We start from the raw sequence: 26,859 nt of genomic DNA on the forward strand, positions 1-26,859 counted from the left end.
CGCCACCAGTGTCGTTCAGTTCTGTTGCCGGCTGGCCGGTCACCGCTCGTCCAGCATGTCGCGGAAGGCCCGTGCGATCTTGATGAACTTCCAGAAATCGACTTCCCAGAGATGCCGGTGCGAATCCAGGTAGTAGTCCTGGCCGAGATCCGGGTTCTGGCTCTTCTTGGCTTCGATGAAGCGGTGGTAACCGGAGGTCTTGCCGGCGTAGGCGCTGATGTAGCTGCGCACGAACTGGCCCTGCAGGCGCAGGCCGTCGCCCAGGCCCGCCGCGGCGTTGACGAAGCCGAAGAAGAAGAGGTTGTCGAGATTGCGCGGGACGATGTGGATGAACAGATCCGGAATGCCGTTCTTCCACTCCAGCAGGGCCGGATCGATGAACGGGAAATCGCGGTCGTAGCCGGTGGCGTAGACGACCACGTCCACCTCGACCGACGTGCCGTCCGCGAAGTGCACGGTCCTTCCGTCGAAGCGGCGGACGTCCGGCTTCGGCACGATGTCGCCGTGGCCGATGTGGTAGAGGATCTGCGAATTCATGATCGGATGGGCGGCGTCGATGGGGTGGTCCGGCTTCGGCAGGCCGTAATCCTCGCCGTCGTATCCCGCCAGTTTGAAGACCTGGCGGATGTAGGCCATGGTCTGCTCCTTGGTCTCGAACTTGTTGCCGAGCTGGAGCATCCACTGCGGCGTCGCCTTGCCGCCGATGAACTTGGGGTAATAGTGATAGCCGCGCCGCGTGCTGTGGTGCACGGCGCGGCTGTGGTGCACCGCGTCCACCGCGATGTCGCAGCCGGAATTGCCGGCCCCGATCACCAGCACGCGCTTGTCCCGGATCTGGTCGGGGTGCTTGTAGTGCATCGAATGCATCACCTCCCCCGTGAACCGGCCGGGGAGGGGCGGGTCGGGATAGCGCGGCTGCCGCTGCGCGCCGTTGCAGACGGCCACGATGCTGTAGTGCTTGCGCTCCCCGGTCGACAGTTCGACGTCCCAGCCTTCACCGGCCGGCGTCAGCCAGGACACGGCGGTGTTGAAGACGGCGTGATCGTAGACGCCGGACTTGCGCGCGTAATCGCGCATGTAATCCAGCATCTGACGGTGGTTCGGATAGACCGGATAGGAATCCGGCATGGGGAAGTCGGGCACCTGGGTGTTGAATTTCGGCGAGATCAGGTGCAGCGACGGGTAGGTCCGACCGCACTCCGCGTCGCCGTTCCACACGCCGCCGAGGTCGGACTCCGCCTCGTACAGGTCGTAGTCGATGCCGCCTTCACCCAGTTCGCGGCCCAGTCCGATGCCCAACGGACCACCGCCGATGATGCAAACCTTCACCGATTCATGCATGACACAGTTCCTTGCTGCGGCTTTCGACAGTGGTGCGATCGTCCCCGCCGGGTTCGTGCCGGAAGCGGCCTTCCAGCAGGCGGGGATCGGCGGTGCTCGCGAAGTCCTGGAGGTGCAGGCACGCCCGCCCGGCAGCCTGCCCGGCGGCGTGGTAGGCGGTGGCGTCGAAGATCCAGACCCCGTCGCGCACGGCCGTGCGCACCAGATGCAGGGCGACCTCCTGCGGCAGCGGTCCCGCGGAGACGATGCGGCGCAGGGAGGACGGCAGCCAGACCCGCCCAACCTCCTGGTCGGCCCCCTGGTCAAAGGTTCCGATCAGGCGGCGGACGGCTTCCAGCAGAAGGGGATGGAACGGGCGGTTCCCGGCTTCGCCGCCCGGCAGCGCGACGGTCGCCAAGCGCTGCGTGGCGTTGCCGTAGACGGCGGTGATCCGCGTGTCCGCTCCATGTGCGAGCGGCTTCAGGCCGGCGCGCAGGCGCGCCACGGCGACGTTGGGGGGCAGCGGGCCGCCGGCTTCGCCCTGGACGGCCTCGCCGCACGCGACGACGTCGCCGGCCGTTGCAGCGCCGGCCGTTGCATCGCCGAAAGTTGCAGCGGCGGAGAACAGCAGGGCGCCGGCCTGTCGGTGGAAGGTCACGGCGACATCGCCCTCCCCGGCCACTTCACCCCCCGCGGGCTTTCCCCAGACGAGGTTGCGCAGCGCCGTCACCGGCCCGCCCGTTTGCCGTCGTGCCGCGTCGTGGACACGATCCGGCACCGTCAGGGCCAGCGCGGCGGGCTCGGCCGCACGGGTCGTCTTCGGCGGCGCGGGCTCCGTCCGGGCCGGCTCGTCGATCCAGTGGCGTTCGCGGGCGAAGGGATAGCCGGGAAGGCCGACACGCCGTGGCGCCGGGCTGTACAGGTCGCCCCAGGGGACGTCGTGCCCCTCGCAGTGGAAGCGGGCCAGGGCCGCCAGCGTCTCGCGGTATTCCGCCGGACGGCCGCGCTGTTCCACCGCCCGACGGACCAGCCGGGCGATGGTGTCGCGGGTCTCGCCGTCGCCGGTGACGTCGTGCGGTGCGAATCCATCCGAATGGCGGGCGGGCGCAGCCGTGCCGCTCCAGGCCTCGGCAGCCTCGCGGAGGTCGGCGACGACGATCGCCGTGCGGTGTTCGAAATGATGGCGCCCTTGCAACAGGGTGTAGGCGATGGCGTCGATGCCGTCGCCGGTCGTGCGCAGGTGGGCGGCCATCCGCTCCCTCTGCTCCTTTAGAGCGTCCTTGGTCTTGGCCGACAGCGTCAGGACATGGAACGGCGATGCGGCCGGTGGGGCGGCCGGTGGGGCGGCGGCGGGGAATGTGTGTTCGGCGACCAGCATGTGGGCGTTCGTCCCGCTCATGCCGAAGGCGCTGACCGCGCCGACGCGCTCCCGGCCCGCCGGCTTTTCCCAGGGTCGCCGCGCCTTGTTCACGAAGAAGGGGCTGTCGCGCCAGGCGCCGAACGCGTTCTCCTTCTCGCAATGGAGCGTCGGCGGGATGACGCGGTTCCGTATGGCCTGCACGAGGCCGATCAGGCTGACCAGGCCCGAGGCGGCGAAGGTGTGGCCGAGGTTGCTTTTGGTCGAGGTCAGGGCGCAGAAGGCCCGGCGGTCCGTGGCCCCCCTGAAGGCGTCGTTGAGCGCGTTCACCTCCACCGGATCGCCGAGCTGGGTGGCGGTGCCGTGGGCGACGATGCAGTCGATGTCGTCGATGGCCACGCCGGACCGCCGGACGACGTCGCGCACCAACTCGGTCTGGGCCTCGCCGCTCGGGGCGGTGATGCCGTTGGTGCGGCCGTCGTAGTTGACGCCGCTACCCCGGATCACGGCGTGGATCGGGTCGCCGTCGGCCAGCGCGCGCGACAGCCGCTTCAGCACGACGACCGCCACCGCCTCGCCGGGAACCAGCCCGTTGGCGCGGTGATCGAAGGCGCGGCACTTGCCGTCGGGCGACAGCATGCCCGCCTGGGTCATGCCGACATAGGCTTCCGGCGACACCAGAAGGTTGACGCCGGCCGCGATCGCCGTGTCGCATTCCCCGTCCAGAAGGTTGCGGCAGGCCAGATGCGCCGCCACCAGGGCGGAGGAGCAGGCGGTGTTGACCGCCAGCACCGGCCCCTTCAGGTTCAGGAAATAGGCCAGCCGGGCGGCCAGGATGCCGGTGTGCGAGGCGGTCAGGCTCACCTGGGTCAGGCGGCGCTGGTAGTCGCAACCTTCCTCGACGCCGACGAACATGCCGATGCGCTGCCGTCCGATCTGCGCCGGGCCGTAGCCGGCATCCTCCAGCGCCAGCCAGGATTCCTGGAGCAGGTGACGCTGGCGGGGGTCCATCCGCTCCGCCTCCAGGGGCGAGATCTCGAAGAACAGCGAGTCGAATTCGGCGATGCCGGGGACGCAGCCGCACCATTTGCTGTTCGACGCGCCGGGACCGGCGTTCCGGCCGGCGTAGAACCGGCGCCAGTCGAAGCGGTCGGGCGGGATCTCCTCCACCGCGTCGATGCCCTGGTCCAGGATCGACCACAGCTCGTCCACGTTGCGCGCCTTGGGGAACCGGCCGCTCATTCCGATGATGGCGATCGGCTCGGGCGCCGGCTCGGGGCCATCCGTCCGGGCGGTGACCGTGGCCGGAATCGGGGGCGGTTCCGCGGCGGCGGGGGCCGGCGGTTCCGGTTCCCGGTCGGTGCTGGCGTCGGCGTAGAATGCCTCCATCGCCGCGCGGTGGTCGCGGATCAGATAGGCCGCCAGACGCTGCGGGGTGGCGTGGCTGAAGAACACCGACGGGCTGAGCTCCAGCCCGTAAAGCCGGTTCAGCACGCGGGCGAATTCCATCAGGCTGATGGAATCGAAGCCGAAGTCGGCCAGATTTTTGTGACTTCCGACATCCTGCGGCCGGGCCTTCAGCAGATCGCAGATCTGCGCCTTGACGTCCCGCAGAACCGACTGGTCCAGGGCGTCGCCGTCGCGTCTTGCGGGGGCCGGTTCCGGTGCGGCGACCGCGGCGGCGGCCAGCGTGCCGAGCCGGGCGGGATCGCCGGCCAGGAGCAGAAGCTGCGGTTTGCCGGACGCCAGCGCGCGTTCGAACAGGGCCAGGGCCTCCGCCGACCGGAGCGGCCGCTGGCCGGTGGAGCGCAGGTAGAAGCGGGTCTGGTCGTCGTCGCCGATCCGCCCTCCGCCGTCCTGCCAGAGCGGCCAGTTGACGGCGAAGGTCCGGCACTCTCCAGCGGACTGCCCGGCGGCGAAGGCGGTTTGGAACCGGTTGGCCAGCGCGTAGTCGCACGAACCGAAATCGCCGAGAACGGCCGACGACGAGGAGACATGCGCGATGAAGTCGGGAGGGGCGTCGCCGAACAGGCCGTGGAGCGCCAGGGTGCCGGCCACCTTCGGCCCGAGCACACGGGCGAAGCCCGCGGGATCGGCTTGCAGCAGCGGGGCGGCGCCGCTGATCCCGGCGACGTGCAGCACGCCGTCGATCCGGCCCCACCGCGCGCGCGCCTGCCGGACCGCGTCCGCCATGGCCGTGGCGTCGGTGGCGTCGGCCTGGAGGTAGAGCGCCTGCCCGCCAAGCTCCAGGAGCGTCCGAAGGGCCGACCGCCGTCCGCTGTCCAGGGGCGCGCGGCCGGTCAGCAGCAGGTTGGCGCCGTAGCGGCCGGCCAGATGTTCGGCGAAGATCAGGCCCAGACCGCCGCAGCCTCCGGTGATCAGGTAGGTGCCGCGCTGGCGCAGCAGGCTTTCGCCCCCTTCGGCCAGATCCGCCGGCCGGACGGCGGGGGTGTGGCGGATCCCGGCGCGGTACCAGGCGCTCTGGAGCCGCGGCGCGCGGAGTTCGTCCCACAGCCGGCCCAGCCAGGGGCGCAGCGGCTCCGGAGCGCCTGCTGCCGCGCCGTCGCGGAAGACCACCGCCACCCGCGTCCGGGGCAGGGCCATGCGCAGCGACCGGTCGAACGCGACCCAGGAATCCAGGTGGCAGCGCTCCACGTCGTTGGTGTGGGCGCCGGACAGGACCAGCCGCGCCGGCTCCACCCCGGCGGCCGCCATGGCCTGGATCAGGAACAGGATGGGCGTGCTGTCGGCGATCAGGCGGCGGTCCTCCAGCGGCCAGAGGTAGAGCACGGCGTCGATGCCCCCGGCCTCCGCCTTGATGGCCGACAGGGCCTTGGCGCAGGCGTCCCGGTCCACCGCCGTTTCCCGGTCCACGAAGGCGACCCGCAACGCCGGGTCGCGCGCGGCGAACGCCTCGCGGGCGACCCGCTGGTGAGCGGGATCGGACAGGAGGCAGACCAGCGTGCGCAGGGCGTGGCCGGGCGTCGCGTCCAACGGCGTTTCGGCCCAGGACTCCTCGAACGCCAGGACGGCGTCGGCCGCCGGTTCCGCCACTGCCGCCGGAGTGGTGACGGCCGACACCCAGAAGCGGTCGCGGGCGAAGGGGTAGGTGGGCAGGCCGACACGGCACGGCCGCTGGTCCCCATAGAGCCGGGACCAGTCCACCGCGAGGCCGTTGACCCAGGCGGACAGCAGGCGGTCGTGCTTGCCCTTGGCGATCCAGGCGTCGATGGTCGCCGCCATGTCGTCGTCGTCGGCAAAGGGGACGAGGCCGCCGTTCTGCTCCGGAACCTGCCCGAAGTGCAGGCCCGGCAGCGGCGCCACGCCGTCGAGGAAGGCGCCCAGCCGGTCCACGACCTCCGCGACCGTGGCGGCGGCGAAGGCCAGACGGTGCGCCATCGCTTCCCGGCCGCTTTGCAGCGTGTGGGCGACGTCGTGCAGGCGCAGGGCGCCGCCGTCGGCCGACAGGAAGGCCCGCAGCCGGGCGGCGGCGTCGCGCAGGCGGTCCTCGTCGCGGGCCGACAGGACGATCAGGGCCGGCCCGGACGGCGACGCGTCGCCCCCAGCGGCCGCGGCGGGCCGGTGCTCCTCGATGATCACATGCGCGTTGGAGCCGCCGACTCCGAAGCTGCTGACGCCCGCCCGCAACGGCAAGGGCGTGCCGTCCGGGCCGACCGCCGGGTCCCAGGGGCGGGTGCCACCGACCAGATAGAGCGGCGTGCCGTCCAGGGTCAGGTACGGGTTGGGTGTCCGGAGCTGCGGGTTGCCGGGGATCTTGCGGTGCTTCAGCATCAGCAGCACCTTGACGATCCCGGCGGCGCCGGCGGCGGCCTCCAGATGGCCGATGTTCGCCTTCACCGACGCGAGGCCGCAATGCGGCTTCGCCGGCGCATCCAGCCCCGCCCGTTGGTAGAGGTCGGCAAAGGCGCCCTTCAGGGCGTTGACCTCCACCGGGTCGCCCAGGGCGGTGCCCGTGCCGTGCGCCTCGATGTACGTCACGCTGCGCGGGTCGATCCCGGCCCGGCCATGCACGTCGACCAGCAGCTTGCGCTGGGCGGCGCCGTTGGGCGCCGTCGGGGACGCCGACCGGCCGCCGTGGTTTTCACCGCTGGCGCGGATCACGCCCTGGATCCGGTCGCCGTCGGCGATGGCGCGCGCCAGCGGCTTCAGCAGCAGCACGGCGACCCCTTCGCTGCGGACATAGCCGTTGGCCCGCTGGTCGAAGGTCATGCAGCGGCCGTCCTCGCTGAGCAGTCCGGCCTGGCTGGACGCGATGGTCAGGCGCGGCCCGGCGATCACGTTGACGCCGCCGGCCAGCGCCATGGTGCAACCGCCCTGGCGCAGGCTTTCGACCGCGCGGTGGATGGCGATCAGCGAGCTGGAGCAGGCGGTGTCGATGACCTCGCTGGGGCCGTTGAGGTCGAACCAGAAGGACACACGGTTGGCGACCATGAACGGGAAGGGCTCGGCCGCCGACCGGACGGCGCCCTGGCGGCGGGCTTCGGCCAGAAGATCCTTGTAGTCCGCCGTGGCGACCCCGGCGAACACGCCGGTGCGGCTGCCGGCCAGACGGCCGGCGGGGTAACCCGCGTCCTCGATGGCGGCCCAGACGGTTTCCAGGAACAGCCGGAACTGGGGGTCCATCACCTCCGCCTCGGCCGGGGCGATGTTGAAGAACCGGGCGTCGAACCGGTCGGCGTCGGCCAGGAAGCCGCCCCACTTGACCCGCGTCTTGCCCGGCTCCCGGTGCGGATCGCCGTAGACCGCGCGCCAGTCCCAGCGATCCGCCGGCACTTCGGTGATCAGGTCGCGGTTGTTTTCCAGATGGTCCCAGAACTCCGTCAGATCGGCGGCGCCGGGCAGCTTGGCGCCGACGCCGATGATGGCGACGGCGGCGTCGTCCGTTTCGTCCGCTTCGTCCTCTGCGGCCGGTGCGGATTCGCGTGCCGCCGGACCGTCCGGCACGGCGGGTCGCGCCACGGGGGCCGTCACCGCCGGGGCGCTCATCGCCTCGGCCATGGTCTGGACCGGCGGCGGGTCGATGGCGGCGCGGTGGCGTTTCAGCAGGGCCGGGCGATGGTGGGCGATCAGATGGTCGGCCAGCGCCGCGAGATCGGGGATCTCGAAGAACAGGGTCGGCATCAGCATCAGCCCATAGGCCGTGTTCAGCGCGTTGGCCAGTTCGGTGAAGGTGATGGAATCGAACCCGTAGTCGGACAGGTCCCGGTGAAGGGCGATCTTCGTCGCCGGGATGCGCTGCACCTCCGACACGATCCGCACCAGCTCCGCCGCGACGGCCTGGCGCAGCCTGTCCGGCGACGCCCGCCCGTCTCCGGCCCCGTCTCCGTTCCGGTCGTTGCCGGGTTCCGTCCGGGCGGCGGGGTAGCGGAAGGCCAGAAGGCCGCCGCGGATGCGGTCGGCGTCGCCGAACGCGACCAGAAGCCGGGTCCGCTCCTCAGCCAACGCCTGCTCCAGGGCGCGCAGGCCGTCGGCGGAGTCCATGGCGACCATGCCGGTGGCCTGGGCCATCAGCGCCTCGTTCGCCGCCCCCATCCTCATGCCCCCGTCGCGCCAGAGCGGCCAGTTGATGGAGACGGTCCGGCCGGACCGCTCGCCCCGGCGCACCCGCTCGTCGCGGTGCCCGGCGAAGGCGTCGAGGAAGGCGTTGGCGGCGGCATAGTCGGCCTGTCCGGGGTTGCCAAGCGCCCCGGCGATCGACGAGAACAGCACGAAATGGCGAAGCGGCAGCCCGGCCGTCGCCGCGTCCAGCGCCAGCGCGCCGGCCACCTTCGGGTGCAAGACATCCGCGGCCTGTTCGGCCGACTTGTTGACGATGTAGTCGTCCCGGATGACGCCGGCGCCGTGCAGGACGCCGTCCAGCCGGCCATGGGTCTCTCGGATCCGGCGCACGGCCTCCGCGGCAGCGGCGGGGTCGGCGATGTCGGCCGCCAGATGGACGATGTCGCCGCCCTGGCGCCGCAGGTCGTCGATGAACGCCTGCCCGGCCGCGTCGAGCGCGCTGCGTCCGGTCAGCACGACGCGGGCGCCGCGCGTCACGGCCAGATGGCGGGCGGCGGCCTTCCCGATGCCGCCCAGACCGCCGGTGATCCAGACCACATCGCCGCGCCGGAAGGCGCCGGTGCCGGTCTCCGACGGCGGCACCTCGGCCAGAGTCCTTACGTGGCGCCGGCCGGAGGCGTCGTAGCGGATCTCGACATCGCCGGTGTCCGCGGCGATCTCCGCGGCCATGCACTCCACCAGACGGGCGGCGCCGGGGGCGTCGGTCGCGGCGTGCCGGACCGCCAGGGCGAGGAGCCTGGGCTGCTCCAGACGGGCCGTCTTGATGAGCCCGGCGAGGCCCGCGTGGCGCCACGCCCGGTCGTCGTCGGGGACCAGCAGGATCAGCGGCTGCCCACCGCCGCCCGGCCGCTTCAGCAGGCGCCGGCACAGCTCCAACGTCCGGTGAAAGGACCGCTCGATCCCGGCGGCGCCGTCGTCATCGTCGAGCACGAGAATGTCGCTGTCCGGCCAGCGCGACCGCAGCGCCGTATGCACCGCCGTCTGTCCGGGCGCCAGGACGAAGGCCGGGCTCGCCCCGGCAACCGGCACGGGCGCGGCCGGTACGGGGCGTTCCGTCCAGTCCGGTGCGGCCAGCACCAGCCGCGCCGGCGGCGCAGCGAAGCGCAGGGTGAACCGCTCCAGCGAGGCGACGGGCCGGCCGCCGTCGTCGTGCAGGGTGATGTCCAGGGTTTCCAGGCCTTGCGGGGTGCCGCCGGCCGGATCGGCGGAGCGGACATGGACGTGCAGGCTGGTGGGCAGCGGGCGATGGAGGCGCAGCCGGTCGAGGCTGAACGGCATCGGCAGATCGGCGCCCGGCCGGCGGGTCAGGCACCAGATCACCGCGGTCAGGATGGCGCCGTTGAGCAGGCTGGGGTGCAGCGCGTCGTCCGACCCGTCGAGGTGCAGCCCGACCGGCAGCGCGACCTGGGCCAGCGCCTCCCGGTCGTTGTGGTCGAGACGGGTGATGCACAGCAGCGATGGGCCGTGCGTGCCGCGCATGATCCGGTCGCAGTCCTCCCGCGTCAGCCAGGCCGTGCAGCGGTCCCGGATGGAGTCCAGGTCGGCATGCGGGTCGGCGTCGTGGGCGTCTCCGCCGGCCGGGCCGACGATCACGCGGCCCTGACAATGGACGGCAGGACGGTCGCCGCCATCCGCCGGAGCGCGCGCGGCGATGGCGAAGGTCGGGGCGTCCCCGGCGGGCTCCATCCGGGTCACCAGCGCGTCCCCGGCGGTGCGCACGAAGAACGGGTGGGGCCAGACGACGTTGGACAGCCCGGCGATCCGGATGCCCGCCCGCGCCGCCGCCGCCCGTGCGAGGTCCAGATAGACCGTGGCCGGCATCATGGCGCTGTGGTCGCGAAGGAAAGGCTCGGCTCCGCTGTATTCGGTCACGACCTCCACCGGCGCCTCGGACGGCGCGGCCGACGGCTTCGGCGCGGCGGCGCGGGACGCGAATCCGCGCAGCCGGACGCGGACCTCGCCGGCTCCGGTGCACAGGTCGATGTCCAGCTTTTGGACGCCCGCCGCGGACGGGCCGGAGGCCATGCGGATCGCCGCCCACATGGTGGCCTGACAGGGGCCGAGGATGTCCAGCGCGTCCAGGGTGAACGGCACCAGGGCCGGCCGCGCACCACCTCCGTCCCCGCCGCCGGCAAGGCCGAGCGCGACGGACGCCTGCAAGGCGCCGTCCAGCAGGGCAGGGTGCAGATCGTAGGCGTCGGCGGTGTCCGCGAGGGACGGCGGCAGGGTCAGCTCCGCCAGCACCCGCTCCCCGGTCGCGTGGAGGCTGCCGATCACCCGCAGGGTCGGGCCATGGACGACGCCGGCCGCCTGGAGCGCGGCGTAGCAGGCCTCGGCGGGCAGCGCGGCGCCGGCCAGCTCGGCGCGCAGCGCGGCAAGGTCGATCCACCCCTCCGCGGAGACGGGCGCCCCGCTGGCCACGCCCTGGTGATGGAGCCGCGTTTCACCATCCGAGGAACGGCTGGTGACGCGGTAGGCCAGACCGTCGCCGGACGCGCGGTCGATGGCAATGGTCAGCTCCACCGGGGCGTCGGCCACCCCGACCGGGGCCGTCCAGACGATGTTGGACAGCCGGCGCGGGTGCCGGGGTGCCGCGTCGCCCATGGCGAAGCGGACCGCCGCCTGCGCCATTTCCAGACACGCCACGCCGGGCAGCAGCCGGCGGCCCTGTACGACATGGTCGGCCAGGAAGAACTCGGCGCCGGTCAGGGTGGTCCGGAATTCCACCCGCGCCAGGGTCGAGTCGTTGCGGTGGACCAGCGGATGCAGAGCCGCCGACCCGAACCGCGGCAGCGGAGCGGCCGGTTTCCAGTAGCGTTCGCGGGCGAACGGATAGACCGGCAGATGGCATCGGCGCGGGCGGGCGGCGCGGGGCAGCCGGTTCCAGTCGATTTCCGCCCCCCTGGTCCAGCCGTCGGCCAGCGCGTCCAGGTCGCGGTTCGCCAGCCATTGCGGGACCTGGGCGGACAGCCCGGCGTCGCCCGCGGCCGGCCGGGGGCGCCCGTTCCTCCGTGGTTCCACCCGGCCGGCGGCGACGCGCGGAAGCGTCCCGCCCGCCCGCCGGAGCGCGTCGAGCGTGCGCGCCAGATCCGGCAGGTCACGGGCGACGAAGGCCAGGCGCTGTTCCAGGGCGGCCCGGCCGGTCTGCAACGTCCAGGCGATGTCGGCCAGCGTGACCGGTGTGACCGGTGCCGGCGAGTCGAGCAGGCGCCCGACGAAGGCGTGGAGCCTCGCCGCCACCTCGTCCAGGCGCTCCTCGTCCTTGGCCGACAGGACGATCAGCTCCGGCTCGTCCGCCGCGGGGCGGAGGGCGGAATCGTCGCCGACGAATTCCTCGACCACCATGTGCACGTTGGTGCCGCTGTGGCCGAAGGAACTGAGCGCCGCCATGCGCGGCCTGCCGTCCCGGCGCGGCCAGTCCGGCAGGCCGGTGTTGGGGCGGAAGGCTGAATTGTCGAAGTCGATCAGCGGGTTGATGCGCCGGAAGTTGCGCATCGGCGCCACCTGCCCGTGCTTCAGGCACAGCAGGACATGGATCAGCCCGGCCACCCCGGACGCGCCGGCGGTGTGGCCGATGTGGGTCTTGGCGCTGCCGATGGCGCAAAAGCCGGTCTTGGGCGTGAAATGGCGGAACGCCTGGATCAGCGCGTTGGCCTCCACCGGGTCTCCCAGCTTGGTGCCGGTGCCGTGGGCCTCGACATAGGTGATGCGTTCCGGGTCGATGCCGAACCGTTCGTAGACATCGACGATCAGTTGCCGCTGGGCGATGCCGCTGGGGGCCGTGATGCCGTTGCTGGCGCCGTCCTGGTTGAAGCCGGAGGCGCGGATCACGCCGTAGATGGAATCTCCGTCGGCCAGCGCGTCTTCCAGCCGCTTCATGGCGACCATCCCCACACCTTCCGACATCACCATGCCGTCGGCGTCGGCGTCGAACGCGCGGCAGCGGCCGTCGTGGCTGAGCATGTCGGTCTGCGACAGGCCGACCAGGATGGTATCGCCCATCACGGCGAAGGCGCCGCCGGACAGCACCAGATCGGTTTCGCCGTTGCGCAGGCTCTCGCAGGCGAGATGCAGCGCCACCGCCGAGGAGGAGCATCCGGTGTTGACGGCGAGGGCCGGTCCCTTGAGGTTCAGGAAATAGGACAGGCGGGACGCCACGATGGCGTCGGACGCGCCGGTGAAGCTTTCATGCACGTAGGCGCTCGGCTCGCAGCCGACATAGATGCCGGTCCGGCTTTCCGCCAGGGAACGGGGGTTGCAGCCGGCGTCCTCAAGCGCCCGCCACGCTTCCAGCAGGATCAGCCGCTGGTGCGGATTCATCGACACCGCTTCGCGCGGCGAAAGGCTGAAGAACAGCGGATCGAAGCAATCGCGGGTTTCCAGCACGCCGCCGCGCCGGCAATAGCTCTTGCCCGGCTGCTTGTCGGTGCTGATGTTCTGCGGGTCCAGATAGTGGGCCGGCAGATCCACGATGGGATCGACGCCGTCGATGATGTTGCGCCAGAAGCCGTCCACGTCGGCGGCGCCGGGGAACTGCCCGGACATGCCGATGATGGCGATGCCCCGGGTCCCGGACCGGCCGGCGGCCGCTGGCGGAGGTTCGGAAATCCGGTCGGCGCTGTGGATGGCGGCGGCCATCGCTTTAGGCGACGGTGGCTGAGGCAGAAGGGCGCGCGCCGCCTGCGGATGAGCCTCGACGATGTGGGCGGTCAGCCGGGCGGCGGTGGTGTGATCGAACAGGATCGTGGTGTTGAGCTTCACCCCCAGCGCGCTGTTCACCTGCTGTATGAAGCCGACCCCCAGAATGGAATCCACGCCGTAGTCGGAGAAGGGAACGTCCAGCTCGATCGCGTCGCGGCCGATTCCCAGCGCGTCGGCAAGGCTGTCGAGGATCGCGGTCTGGACAAGCTCGGTGGGGTCGGCGTCGGGAACGTTCATCGTGGGGACCAGAGGTTCCGGGATCGCGGGAACCGGTGCCGGCGATACGGGTGGAGGGACGGCAGCCGGGGCGGCGGGGCGGATGGCGGCGGCGCTCTGGCGGATCACCCCGTCGCTTTCCGCGACGATGATCTGCTGGCCCAGCCCGTGATCGGCCGCCGCCGGGTGGAGCACGCTGCGGAAGCCTTCCTGAAGCAGCAGGTCGCGCCACGCGTCGGGGTACAGGCCGGGGCTGCCGGGAATGCGCCAGTGCTCGTCCTCGGCCAGCGACCAGCCGTCGATCAGGCCGAACAGGGCGGAGGCGAAGACGGTCTTGTCGCTGATCTCGTTCAGCACCGCGATGCCGTGGGCGCGCAGGGCGGTCTTCACGGTGCGCGTGGTGCTGCGCATGTTGCGCGTGGCGTGCAGCACGTTCGTGGCGATGACGATGTCGTGGCCGCCGATCGCGATGCCCTGGGGCTCCAGAGGCTCCTCGGCGTTCACGATGCGGTAGGTCAGGAAGGGGTAGCGGTCGCCGTAGCGCACCCGCGCGTGGCGGAGGAAGGACTGCGACAGGTCGGTGTAGCAGTACTCCGCCACCGCGTGCCGCCAGGGCTCCAGCGCGGCCAGGACCGTGGTGGAGGTGCCGCCGGTGCCGGCGCCGATCTCCAGGATGCGGATGCGGGCCGCGGGATCCTCGCGCAGGCGGTTCCGGATGTAGGTCACGGCGACGCCGGCCACGACGTCGTTGAAATGGTCGCAGACGCGGTTGTTGCGGTACAGGCCGGCGATCTTGTCCATGGCCCCGTTGGGGAACAGGATGTCGGTGACGAGCGTCCGGCCGTGCAGGACGTCGGGCAGTTGCGTCAGGCAATCGTCGATCAGCACCGCCAGCGTGCGGGTTTCCGGTTCCTCCAGGAAGCGCGGCTTCTCCTCCCGCCATTGCCGCCACACGGCGTCGCGGCCGAGCGCGGCGCCGGCCGGACCGATGGCCGGCGTTTCGCCGGGCCGATCCAGCAAGCCGCGGTCGAAAAGGATGTTGAGCGCCTCCCGCCACCAGCGTTCGAACTTCGGCAGGATGCCGGATCGGCGGCGCAGCGCGTCGGCGTCGAACGGCCCGTCGGCGGCCAGCAGGCCAAGCTGCCGCATCTCCACCAGCAGCAGGCGGGCGATCCAGTCCTCCAGCCGGCGGGTGCTGGGGTTGGGCGCCGGGGCGGCCTGTTCGGGGCGCCAGGCGGCCAGCGCCGTCGCGAAGGAGGCGCCGGTCGCCGGCAGGCAGCGCGTCCGGTCGCCGGGGGCGTAGGTCTCGATCCATTCCGGCTGCCGGGTGCGCGTCACCGCAAGCTGCGCCAGCGGCATGGCGAGCAGCCGGCCGATGGCATCCAGGCCGCCGGCCGGGTCCAGGGGCTCCACGCCGCGGGACCCGACCAGCCCCTTGACGGCGCCGGTCACCCTGGCGCCGCCGCCGACGTCCCAATAGCCCCAGTTGATGACGCGGGCGGGCACGATCCCGTCGCGGGCGAAGCGGCGCGCCAGCGCGTCGCAGGCGGTGCTGGCCGCCGCGTAGGCCGCCATGCCGCCGGGCCGGGCGAACGCCGCCATGGAGGAGAAGAACAGCACGAAATCCAGCGGGTCGTTCCGGAAGTGGCGGGCCGTACGCACCGCGACGTCGAGCTTGGTGGACAGGATGTCGCGGAACAGCGCTTCCGGCATCCGGGCGAGGCTCTTGTCGTAATCGCCGAGCGTGGAGACGACGATGCCGTTGACCGCGCCGACGGTCCGCCGGATGCGCTCCGCCGCGTCGGCCATGGCCCGGTCGTCGCGGGCGTCGGCCTGGATGTAGAGCGGCGCCGCGCCGTGCCGGGCCGCGGCGTCCAGTTTCGCCTGCACGGCGGCGTCGAGCGGCGAGCGGCCGAGCCAGACCACACGGGCGCCATGGTCGCGGAGGGCGGCGTGCGACCAGATCGCGCCCAGCCCGCCGGCGCCGCCGATCACGACATAGACGCCGCTCCGGCGTCCCATCGCCGCGTCCGTTCCGGCGTCGCGCGACAGGTCCAGCGCCACGAGGCTCTGCTTCAGCCATTCACGGCCGCGCCACGCGCAGCTTTCGCCCTGCGGCTGCGGTGGCAGCGACCACAGGCCGGGCAGGGGCCAGCGGGCATCGGCCGCGACGTCCAGCGCCCGGACCCGCCAGCCCGGATATTCCCGCGCCAGACTGCCGAGCAGGCCATGCACGGCGGCGTGGACGGCGTCGGCCGGTTCGCCGTCGCTGACGGCGAGGGTCTGGGTGGTGATGCCGGTCAGGCCGAAGGGCCGGTCGCCGTAGCCCTCGGCGAGCAGCGCCTTGATGAGGCGGAACACCTGCACGACGCCGCCGTCCTGGGCGGCGAGGACGGCCTCGCCGGCCGCGTCCCGGACCGGCACCGCGGGGGCGAACCAGACGATGTGGTCGAGGGGACCGGCCGCGCGCAGGCGGTGCGCGATGTCCGCGACCTCCGCCCCCGCCGCGAGGTCGATGTCCACGGCGGCAAGGCCGTCGCGCAGGGCGGCCTTCTGCGCGCAGGACCCGCCGATGATGGCGACGCGGGCGCCGCTCGGCAGGAACGGCCGTTCGGCCGGTGCGACGGCATCCCAGACCGGCCGCATCAGGATGGTCTCGGCGAGTTCGCCGCGCGACGCGGCGGGCGCCTCCGCAACGGCCGGCGCGGCGGCCGGCGCGGTGGCGGTGTCGGCGGTGTCCCACCAGATCCGCTGCCGGGCGAACGGGTAGGTCGGCAGCGGCACGCGTCGCGGCTTTTCACCGGGGTACAGCCGGCTCCAGTCCACCGGCACGCCCTTCGTCCACTCCTCCAGCAGCGCCTCGTAGCGGTGGCCGGCCATCCAGGCGTCGGCCTGCGCGCGGAACGCCGGGTCGGCGGCGCGGGCGAGCAGCTCGTCGCGGTTGCGCCGGATGCGGCCCCGGTGCAGGCCGTCGCGCGGGGCGGCGGGATCGAGCAGACGGGCGAGCGTGGCCCGCAGCTCCTCCAGCGACGACACGACGAAGCCCAGCCGCTCCTCGAACGCCTCGCGGCCGACCTGAAGGGTGTGGGCGATGTCGTGCAGCGACGGTGCGCCGTCCGCGTGCGTGGCGGCGAGGAAGGCGTGCAGGTTCACGATGACCTGCCGCAGCCGCTCCTCCGTCCGGGCGGACAGCAGGATGACGGCGGGGCCGGCGTCCCCGGCGGACCGGCGGGGCGCCGCCGGGGCGTCCGGCGGGATGTACTCCTCGATCAGCGCATGGGCGTTGGAGCCGCCGGCGCCGAAGGACGACAGGCCGGCGCGGCGGGGGATGTCCCGCAGCTGACCGTCGACGGCATGGCGCTGGCGCGTCCAAGGGGACAGCGTCTGGGGCACGGCGAAGGGCGTGGCGGCGAAGTCGATGTTCGGGTTGGTCTCCCGCGCGTGCAGGCTGGGCGCGATCTGGCCGTGCCGCATCTGAAGCAGGATCTTGGTCAGGCCGGCGATGCCCGCGGCGGCCTCCAGATGGCCGATGTTCGACTTCACCGAACCCAGAACGCAGAAGCCGGCCTCCGCCGTGTCGTGCCGGAAGGCTTCCGTCAGGCCCGTCACCTCGATCGGGTCGCCCAGTTCGGTGCCGGTGCCGTGCGCCTCGACATAGCCGACGGTGCGGGCGTCGACGCCGGCGCGCCGCAGGCAATCGCGGATCACCTCGGCCTGGGCCGCCGGGTTGGGCACGGTGTAGCCGTTGGTCTTGCCGCCGTGATTCACGGCGGTGCCCAGGATGACGCCGTGGATCGGGTCGCCGTCGCGGACCGCCTGCGACAGCCGCTTCAGCAGGACGACGCCGACGCCTTCGCCGGGCACGAACCCGTTGGCGCCGCGCCCGAAGCTGCGGCAGCGCCCGTCGCGCGACAGCATGTAGGCCGAACACAGCCCGACATAGCCCGACGGGTGCAGGTACAGGTTGACCCCGCCGGCCAGCGCCATGTCGCAATCGCCGTGGCGGATGTGCTGGCACGCCTCATGGATCGCGGTGAGCGATGCGGAGCACATCGTGTCCACCGGCATGCTCGGGCCGCCCAGGTTCAGGCAATAGGACACCCGGTTGGCGATGGAGCTGAAGGAGGTGTGCGGGAACACCACCTGCCCCCGCCGCCGAAGCTCCGGCCCGTACAGGTCGAACCCGGTCTTGGTGACGCCGGCGAAGACGCCGACGCGGCGCCCGGCCCCGTCGCGCAGGGCGTCGCGGGTGTAGCCGGCGCTCTCCAGCGCTTCCCACGCGCATTGCAGGAACAGACGCTCCTGCGGGTCGATGGCGCGGGCTTCGCGCGGGGCGATGTTGAAGAACAGCGGATCGAAGTCGGCGAAACCGTCCAGGAACGCGCCCCACTTGGCGTAGGACTTGCCCTCCGCGACCGCCTTGGCCGCGTCGGGTTCGAAAAAGCCGTCCAGGGGCCAGCGGTCGGCCGGGATCTCCCCGACGCAGTCCCTGCCGTCGCGCAGGTTGGCCCAGAAGGCCTCCAGCGTGTCGGCCTGCGGGTAGCGGCCGCTGAGGCCGATGACGGCGATGGGGTCGCGCGTGTCGCGGGCCGGCGTCGGCAGCGGGGTTGGCAGTGGGGTTGGTGGTGGCGCCGCAACGGCCTCCTGCCCGGTCCAGCGGCGGCAGGCGGCGGCGTGGTTGACGGCGAGGTGGCCGGCCAGAGCGTCCAGCGTCGGGTACTGGAACAGCAGGGTGCGGGAAATGGGGCCAAAGACGTCGCCCAGCTTGCGGTTCATCTGGGTCACCGCGATGGAGTCCACCCCGTAGCCTTCAAGCGGCTCGCTGGACTGGATGCGGTCTTCCGGCAGCCGGACGGTTTCGGCGAGCAGGCGCTTGAGCCGGTCCGCGGTGTGCCGCCGCAGGGTGCCGGCGTCCGGGGCATCTCCATCCGGGGTGCCATCCGGGGCGGCTGCGGTCGCCGCCGGCGCGGAGCCCGGCGCCATCAGGCGCGCGATGGCGCCGGGCGCGCCCGCCAGCACCAGGGTCTGGTTGTGACCGGCGGCGAGCGCGCGGGAGAAGGCCGTCAGCCCGTCCGCGGTCGCCAGGGGCGCCAGCCCCAGATCGCGCATCGCCTGTTCGGCGGCGGCGTCCGGGCGCATGCCGCCGTCGCTCCACAGCGGCCAATCGATGGCCAGGGTGTGGCCGTGGCGGCGCCTCAGCGACACCTGCTCGTTGCGATAGCGGGCGAACACGTCGAGAAAGCCGTTGGCGGCGCTGTAGTCGGCCTGCCCCGCGCTGCCCAGGACCGCCGCGGCCGACGAGAACAGCACCATGAAGTCGAGGTCGAGGTCGCGGGTGGCGTGATCCAGGTTGATCAGCCCGCCGACCTTGGCGCCAAGCACCTCCCGGACGTCGCCGGCCGTCTTTTTCAGCAGGAAATTGTCGCGGGTGACGCCCGCGGCGTGGAGGACGCCGTCGATCCGGCCCCACCGCCGCACCATGTCGGCGACCTGGGCGTCGACGTCGGCCCTTCGGCCGATGTCGAGCTGCCGGACATCCACCGTGGCGCCGGCCGCGCGCAACGCCGCGATGTCGGCCTGCCGCGCCGGGGTCGGAAGGGAACGGCCGACCAGGATCAGCGTCGGCGCCGTGACCCGCCGGACGATGTCCCTGGCGAAGATCAGGCCGAGCCCGCCGGTGCCGCCGGTGATCAGATAGACGCCACGCTCCTTCCAGGGCGGCGCCGCAAGGCCCGCCTGCGGGGGCAGGGGCGCCCAGTCGGCGACCGTCCGGCTCCCGGTGCGGTAGTTTATGTCGAGAAGGCCGGCGGCGCCGCGGTTCTCCTCGATCTTCTCCGCCAGGGACAGGGTGGTTTCGTCCGGGCCGACGGCGATGAGCTGCGCGGTCAGCCGCGGGTTTTCCCGTTGCGCCGACTTCAGCCAGCCGGACAGGCCGGCGTAGAGCCTGTGCATGCACTGGTCGACATGGACGAGCTGGAGCAGCGTGCGCCGCCCGGTGTCGGCGACCAGCGGGCGGACGATGTCCAGCAGCCCCACGCAGGCGGCCAGGAAGCGGTCGGGCACCTCGGCGCCGGGCGGCTGCAGCAGGGTCACGGCGCAGCCGGGCAGGCGCCCGGCCAGACCGTCGCCCACGCCGGACGGCAGCCCGCACAGCACGACCACGCGCCGGTCGTAGGCGGGGGCCGGGGCGGTCCGATCGGCCGGCTGCGGCCGCCACACCGGGTGGGCGAGCCAGACCGCGTCCGCCGGCGCGGGCGCGCCGCCGGTCATGACGGCCGGCGCCGCGGCGGCGCCCGGCATTCCGTCGATCCAGTGCCGCTCCTCGGCGAACGGATAGGTCGGCAGGCTGACGCGGCGCGGGCTGGTTCCGGCGTGCAGCCGCGCCCAATCGACCGCCATGCCGTCGACCCAGGCGCGCGCCACCCGGTCCAGCCGGCCGCGCGCCAGCCATTGTCCCACCAGCGCGTCGGCGTCCTCCCGTTCGTCGGCGATCAGCGCGCCGAGGCCGCCGGTGCCGGCGACACCCTCCCAGCAGCCGTCGAAGGTGGTCGCCCCGGCGGCGTAGCGTTCCAGCTTGCTCGCCAGTTCCGCGACGGAGGCGGCGCGCAGCGCAAGCCGGTGGGCAAAGGCCCGGCGCCCGCGCTGGAGCGTGAAGGCCAGATCGCGCAGATCGATGGCGGCGGCCTCGGGCTCGGTCGCCAGGAAGGCCAGCAGGCGGGCGGCGCCGGCCTTCAACCGGTCCGCCGTCCGGGCCGAGAGGACAATGAGCTGGTCGGCCGGACCCTGCGCGGTCGGCGGGGTCGGTGGAGCGGCCGGCCGGTGCTCCTCCAGGATCGCGTGCGCGTTGGTGCCGCCGATGCCGAAGGAGCTGAGGCCGGCGCGTCGGGGGCCGTCCGCCGCCGGCCAGGGGGTCAGCCGGTCGACGACGCGGAAGGCGGACGTCTCGAACGCGATCTCCGGGTTGGGCCGGGTGAAGTTGATGGACGGCGGAATCTCGCCGTGCTTCAGGCAGAGCGCGACCTTGACCAGCCCGGCCAGCCCCGCCGCGGAATCGAGGTGGCCGATGTTGGGCTTGACCGAGCCGATGCCGCAGAACTGACGGCGGTCGGTGTGGCGGCGGTAGACCTCGGCCAGCGCCATGACCTCGACCGGGTCGCCCAGACGGGTGCCGGTGCCGTGGGCCTCCACATAGCCGATGGTCGCGGGATCCACGCCGGCGGCGTCCAGCGCCTTCTGGATGACCTCGGCCTGACCGCGGACGCTGGGGGCGTAGAAGCCCGCCTTGTCCGCCCCGTCGTTGTTGACGGCGACGCTGCGCACCAGGGCGTAGATGTGGTCGCCGTCGGCGATGGCGTCGCGCGCGCGCTTGACCATCACCACCGCCGCGCCCTCGCCGCCGGCAAGCCCGTCCGCGTCGGCGTCGAAGGCCCGGCAGAGGCCGTCGCTGGACAGGTTCATGCCGGGCAGGTGCAGGTGCCCCGCGCCCGGAATCGGGAACAGTGTCGCCGCCCCGACCAGGGCGCACCGCGCCTCCCCGGACTTCAGCGCCTGGGCCGCCAGATAAAGACCGACGAGTGACGAGGAACAGTTGGTGTGGACGGCCAGACTCGGCCCGGTCAGGCCCAGCTGGTAGGACACCATGGTCGGAATCGTGCCGCCCTGACCGGCGATCCAGGACGCGTAGGCGTCGCCGGGCTCGACCGCGCCCGAACTGTGCAGCAGCGTCTTGTAGAAGCCGTTGCTGGCGGACATGAACACCGCGGTGTCCGGGATGTCCTCCGGAACGTATCCGGCGTCCTCGATGGCCTGCCACGCGTGCTGCAGCAGGACCCGGAACTGCGGATCCATGAACAGGGCGTTCTTGGCGGAGATGTTGAAGAAGCCGGCGTCGAAGCGGTCGCGCCCCTCCATGCAATACTGCACCGGGACGAAGTTCGGATCATCGACGACGTGGTCGGGGACGCCGGCCTCGCGCAGCGCCTCGCGCGACAACCGCGTCGCGCAGTTCCGGCCGGCCCGCAGATTGCGCCAGAACTCCGCGGGCGTTTTCGCCCCCGGCAGGCCGCAGGCGATGCCGACGATGGCGAGGCTGTCGTCGGCATCGCCACGCTGGGGGGCGGGCCTTGCCGCCGCGGTGGACGCCGCCGGGATGGGAGCTTGCGTCGGCGGCGCGCTTTCGGCCAAACCCTTTTCAGCCAGACCCTTTTCAGCCAGGAACCGGCCGATGCCGCGGATGGTCGCGTGCCGGAACAGATCGGCGGCGCGGAAGTCCACGCCGAACGTTCCGGCGATGCGCCGGGCGAGCATCACGGCGGACACGGAATCGCCGCCGACCTCGAAGAAGCCGTCGGTGGTGCCGACCGTGTCGAGCCTCAGCAGCTCCCGCCACAGCCCCTGCACGGTGCGCTCGATGTCGGTCGCCGGTGCGCGCCGTTCCTCGCGCCGGACGTTCGGGACGCGCTGGCTGAGCGTCTTGCGGTCGATCTTGCCGTTGGCGGTCAGCGGCAACGCGTCGAGCACCTCGGACAGCGCCGGCACCATGTAGTCCGGCAGCCAGTCCGCCAGATGGCGGGCAAGCTCCGCGTGGGTCGGCGCCGGGGAACGGCCGGGCTCCTTCAGGACGCAATAGGCGACCAGCTGCGCGCCGCCGCTCTGTTCGCGGGCGACGACGACGCTCTGCCGGATGGCCGGATGCTGGTCCAGCCGGCTTTCGATCTCGCCCGGTTCGATGCGGTGCCCGCGGATCTTGACCTGATGGTCGAGCCGGCCGAGATGCTCCAGCACGCCGTCGTCGCGCCAGCGCGCGAGGTCACCGGTTCGGTACAGCCGCTCGCCCGGCCGGAACGGGTTGTCGATGAAGCGCTCGGCGGTGAGGTCCGGCCGGTTCCAGTAGCCGCGCGCCAGACCGGCCCCGCCGATGCACAGTTCGCCGGGCAGCCCGATGGGCGCCTGACGGCCGCAGGCGTCGAGGATGTGCACCTGCGTGTTGGCGATCGGGGTGCCGATGGTCGCCTCCGCGCCGATGGGCGCCAGGGTGGACCAGATCGTCGTCTCGGTCGGGCCGTACAGGTTCCAGGCCGGCGCGCCGGTCGCCGCGATGCGCTGCCGCAGCTCCTCCGGCAGCCCTTCGCCGCCGCACAGGATGCGCAGCCCCTCCTCGTTGCGCCAGCCGTCGTGGAACAGCATCGTCCAGGTGGATGGCGTGGCCTGCATCACCGTCGGGCGGACGCGGGCGATTTCCCGGCGCAGCAGGGTGGCGTCGCCGACGGCGTCCGCCGGGCAGACGATGCAGCGTCCGCCGCAGACCAGCGGTAGGAGCAGCTCCAGCGCCGCGATGTCGAAGGACGGGGTGGTGACCGCCAGCAGCCGGTCCTCCGCCGACATGCCCGGACGGCGCGCCATGGAGAGCAGGAAGTTCGTCAGCGCCCGGTGTTCGACCATCACGCCCTTGGGCCGGCCGGTGCTGCCCGAGGTGTAGATGACGTAGGCGAGGGCGTCCGGCCCGCCCGCCTCCGCCGGCGCCCCATCCCCCGCCGCGCGTTCGATCGCGGGCCAACCGGTGTCGAGCGCCAGGAAGGTCACGTCGCCGCGCCCCGCCTGCCCGGCGATGGCGCGCATCCGCGATTCCAGATCCGCCTGTGTGAGCACCAGGGCGGTCGCGCTGTCCTGGAGCAGATGGGCCAGCCGGTCGCCGGGGAAGCGTGGGTCGAGCGGCAACCACGCCGCGCCGGACCTCGCGACGCCGAGCAGGGCGACGACGAGATCGGCCGACCGCTCCAGGCAGACGCCGACGGGCTGGTCGGGCCGCACGCCCAACCCTTGCAGGCGCTTGGCCAGCCGGCGGCTGCGATGGTCGAGGTCGGCGTAGGTCAGGCGGGTGTCCCCGCATTCCACGGCGACGGCCTCCGGGGTCGCCCGCGCCTGCCGGATGAACAGGTGGTGCACGCAGTCCCGCGTGCCGAAGTCGGTGGCGGTGTCATTCAGGATCCCGGCGAGCGCCCGGCTTTCCGCCTCCGTCAGCAGGTCGAGGTCGGCGGGCCGGCGGTCGGGGGCGCCGGTCGCCTGATCGGCCAGCCGCAACAGATGCTCGCCCAGCCGGGCGATGGCGGCGGGCCGGAAGACGGTGGGATTGAACTTCAGGACCAACAGGAAATCGTCGTCGCGCTCCCGCACCTCCAGCACCAGCTCGTATTCGCCCTCCTGCCCGATCTCGTCGACGAAGCGGATGGACAGCGCCTCGCCGAATTCCCGGTTGAAGGCTTGCAGGTCGGTGCTCGAGAAGACGTGCTGGTATTCGAACGCAGCCTGGAACACCGGCGCGCGCTCGTCCGACGGCGCGATCCGGAGGTCGCGGACCATCGCCGGGAACGGGTAGGCGGCGTGGTCGAGCGCGTCGGCCAGGGTCAGTTGCAGCTCGCGCACCAGCTCGGCGAAGGGGCGAGCGGACAGGGCGCGGCTGCGGATCGGCAGCATGTTGATGAAATAGCCGACCGCCGTTTCGAAGGCGTCCTCCGACCGACCCTTCTCCGGCATTCCCACGATGATGTCGTCCTGCCCGGTGTACCGGTGCAGCAGCACCATGTAGAGGGCGAGGAACACCGTGGACAGGTTCATCCGCTCGCGTTGGGCGAAGGCCCTGACCCGCGCGGAGAGGGCGGTGTCGAGCGTCAGCCGGTGCGACCGGCCTTCGAAGCGGACGATCCCGGACGTCGGCAGGTCGCTGTGCAGCCCGAGCACGGGGAGGGGGCCCGACAGTTGCGCCGCCCAATAGGCCCGGTGCGCGGCCCCCGCGTCGCCGTCCAGCATGCGCCGTTCCCAGGCCACGAAGGCGGCGTAGGCGTCGTCCGGCCGGGTCGGATCCGGGGCGGCCCCCTGGCGGATGGACCGGTAGGCGCGGAACAGGGTGCTGAAGGCCGGCAGGAAGGAGCCGCCGTCGAACAGGATGTGGTGGACCGTGAACAGCAGATGGTGGTCGCGCGGCCCGTTGCTGAACAGGGTCAGGCGGACCAGCGGCCCGTTCTCCAGATCGAAGGGGCGCCGGGCGGCTTCGCGGATCTCCGCCAGGACGCCGTCCGGCGTCAGGCCGGCGGTGTCGCGCCGCTCCAGGGCCGGGGTGGCCACGGCGCCGGTTTCGCGCTGGACCGTGCCGTCGATCACCACGAACCGGCTGCCGAGCAGCGGGTGGCTGGCCAGCAGGTGCGCGAACGCCGCCTGCAACGCCCCGGTGTCCACCGCATCGGCGATGCGGAAGCACAGGGGAAGGTTGTAGGCATGCATGTCCGGCGCTAGGGAGTGGAGCGCCCATAGCCCTTGCTGGCCTTCGGACAGCGGGAATCGCCGGCTGGCCGGAAGCACGGTGACGGGAGCCGCCGGCGCCGGCGCGTCGATCCGCTTGCCGGCGAGATGGCGCGCCAGGGCGCGGATGGTGGGGTGCGCGATGACGTCCCGCGCCTGGACGGCGAGGTTGAACCGGCGGGCGAGGGTGCGCAGCAGGCGCAGGCCCAGCACCGAATCGACGCCGAAATCATACAGCGGCTGGTCGAGGTCGATCTGGTCGGCCGGCCGGTCCAGCGCCGCGGCGATCCGGTCGGCGAGGGCGGCGCGGATCGTCAGTTCGCCGGCATCGGTGGCCGCTGCGGCCGGGGATGGAGCCGGCCTGTCTCCGCCGGTTCGGGTGACCCAGTAGGGGCGGGTGTCGAAGGGGTAGGCCGGCAGCCGGACCCGGCGCCCAGGCCGGCCGGTCCGGACCGCCGCCCAGTCGACGGCGCCGCCCCGCACCCAGTGCGCCGCGAGGGCGTCGGGGCCGCCGTCCGCCATCGTCACCGGCTGTCCGGCCGATGGCTCCGCCCGGCCGGTGAGGATGGGGGGGAGGGCCGCCGTACCCGGCCCGGCGGCCGGCAGGCCGATATGCTCGGCGAGCGCCGCGCGCAGTTCTGCGACCGTGGACGCCACGCAGGCCAGACGGTGTTCGAACTCGTCCCGGCCGATCTGGAGCGTGCAGGCGATGTCCGCCAGGGCCGCGGGGCCGCGGGCGGGGTCGAGCCGCTCATGAAGCTGGTGCGCCATGGTGCGCAGGCTGGCTTCGGTGCGGGCGGACAGGACGATCAGTTCCGGGCCGGCACTGGGCTCGGCACTGGGCTCGGCACTGGGCTCGGAATGGGCCGTGGCGGCGTCCGGGGCGTCGAATTCCTCGATCAGCAGATGGGCGTTGGTGCCGCCCATGGCGTAGCAGTGCACGCCGGCCAGCCGCGGGCCGTCGCCGCGCGGCCAGGGCGCCGTTTCGGCGGCGACGGCGCAGGGGCCGTCCCGGTCCATGTCCGGGTGAGGTTCGGTGAAGCCGACGACCTTGTGGATCAGGCCGGTTTGCAGGCTGCGCACGACCTTGAACAGCGCGCCCAGCGCCGAGGCCGACTCCATGTGCCCCATGAAGGGCTTGACCGTGCTGACCCGGCAGACGCCCGGCGGCAGCGCGATCCCCCGTTCCCGCGCCAGATCGGACAGCGCGCGGTTGAAGGCCTGCCACTCGGTCAGGTCGGCCAGCACGTTGCCCATGCCCTGGGCTTCGATATAGCCGATCCGTCGCGGGTCGACGCCGGCGCGCCGGTAGCAGGTCTTGATCAGGTCGATGTGGCTTTCCAGGTTGGGGGCCGCGATGGATGCCCCGCCCTGGCCGTTGTAGTTGACCGCGCTGTTGCGAATCAGCGCGTGGACGATGTCGCGGTCGGCCAGCGCCCGGCGCAGGGGCTTGAGCAGAAGGCTGGCGACACCTTCGGCGCGCAGGTGTCCGGCGGCGTCCGGGCCGAACGACGCGACCGAGCCGGTCCGGCTCAACTGGCCGGACTCCGACAGCAGCGCGAAGGGTTCCGGGCGGAGCAGCAGGCTGGCGGCCCCCACCAGCGCCAGGTCGATCTCGCCCGCGCGCAGGGCGGAGACGGCGCGGTGGATGGCGACGGCCGCCCCCGGGCACTGGGCGTCCACCACCTCGCTGGCGCCCCGGAAATCGAAGGCGTAGGAGATGCGGTTGGCCAGCATGCAGGCCTGCGCGTACGCATCGGCGGTGTCGAAGCCGGCCTCCCGCAGGATCGTGAGGTGTTCGTTGTCCTGGGCCGCGATGAAGACGCCGGTCCGGCTGCGCTTCAGCGCCTGCGGCGCGTAACCCGCGTCGGCCAGGGTCTGGTGGGCCGACATCAGCAGAAGGCGGAGCCGCGGGTCCATAGCCGCGGCGTCGCCCGGTGGAATCCTGAAAAACTCCGGATCGAAAGCCGCGATGTCCGGGATCAGCCCGCCCCAGGCGGCGAACGGCCCGGCGGTGCCGGCCAGCCCGTCGATGCCATGCAGGCTGAACCGGGAGGCGGGAATGGCCTCGATCAGCGGCGTGTCGTTGTCCAGATGCGCCCAGAACGCGTCGATCGACGCGCTCCGGGGCAGGAAGCCCGACAGGCCGACGATCGCCACCGGCTCCAACCCATGGTCCGCCGGTGCCGCCGCCCCCGCTCCACCGTTCGGAGCCGGCGGCGGCAGCGGTGGCCGGGCAGCCTGCGCCCGCCGGAACGCGTCTTCGATTTCCCTGAGTTTCTTCTCGGTATCCATGGCGGCACCCGACGAACCTTGGACCATTGGGGAAGAGGACGGCGTCGGACCGCCCGACGTTTCCGGCCGACGGTTCTCCCGGCGGTGTTCCCCTG

Annotated in this window: 2 protein-coding genes; both read right to left on the reverse strand. The window is 72.5% G+C overall.

Annotated features, from left to right (window positions below):
* Nucleotides 1-39: 39 nt before the first annotated feature.
* Complete coding sequence (locus DXK32_RS19135; RefSeq protein ID WP_114859978.1) at nucleotides 40-1,341, reverse strand: flavin-containing monooxygenase; 1,302 nt, start codon at nucleotides 1,339-1,341, stop codon at nucleotides 40-42.
* Nucleotides 1,334-26,764, reverse strand: coding sequence for a non-ribosomal peptide synthetase (locus DXK32_RS32250; RefSeq protein WP_162801252.1), 25,431 nt, complete (start codon nucleotides 26,762-26,764; stop codon nucleotides 1,334-1,336). The genes DXK32_RS19135 and DXK32_RS32250 overlap by 8 nt, the downstream gene beginning before the upstream one ends.
* Nucleotides 26,765-26,859 lie beyond the last annotated feature (95 nt).

Source organism: Azospirillum brasilense (genome assembly GCF_003349955.1).
Taxonomy (GTDB): domain Bacteria; phylum Pseudomonadota; class Alphaproteobacteria; order Azospirillales; family Azospirillaceae; genus Azospirillum; species Azospirillum brasilense_B.

What these genes read in the sequence shown, in the direction of transcription:
- DXK32_RS19135 (WP_114859978.1), bottom strand. Translation starts at nt 1,341, where the DNA reads ATGCATGAATCGGTGAAGGTTTGCATCATCGGCGGTGGTCCGTTGGGC.
- DXK32_RS32250 (WP_162801252.1), bottom strand. Translation starts at nt 26,764, where the DNA reads ATGGATACCGAGAAGAAACTCAGGGAAATCGAAGACGCGTTCCGGCGG.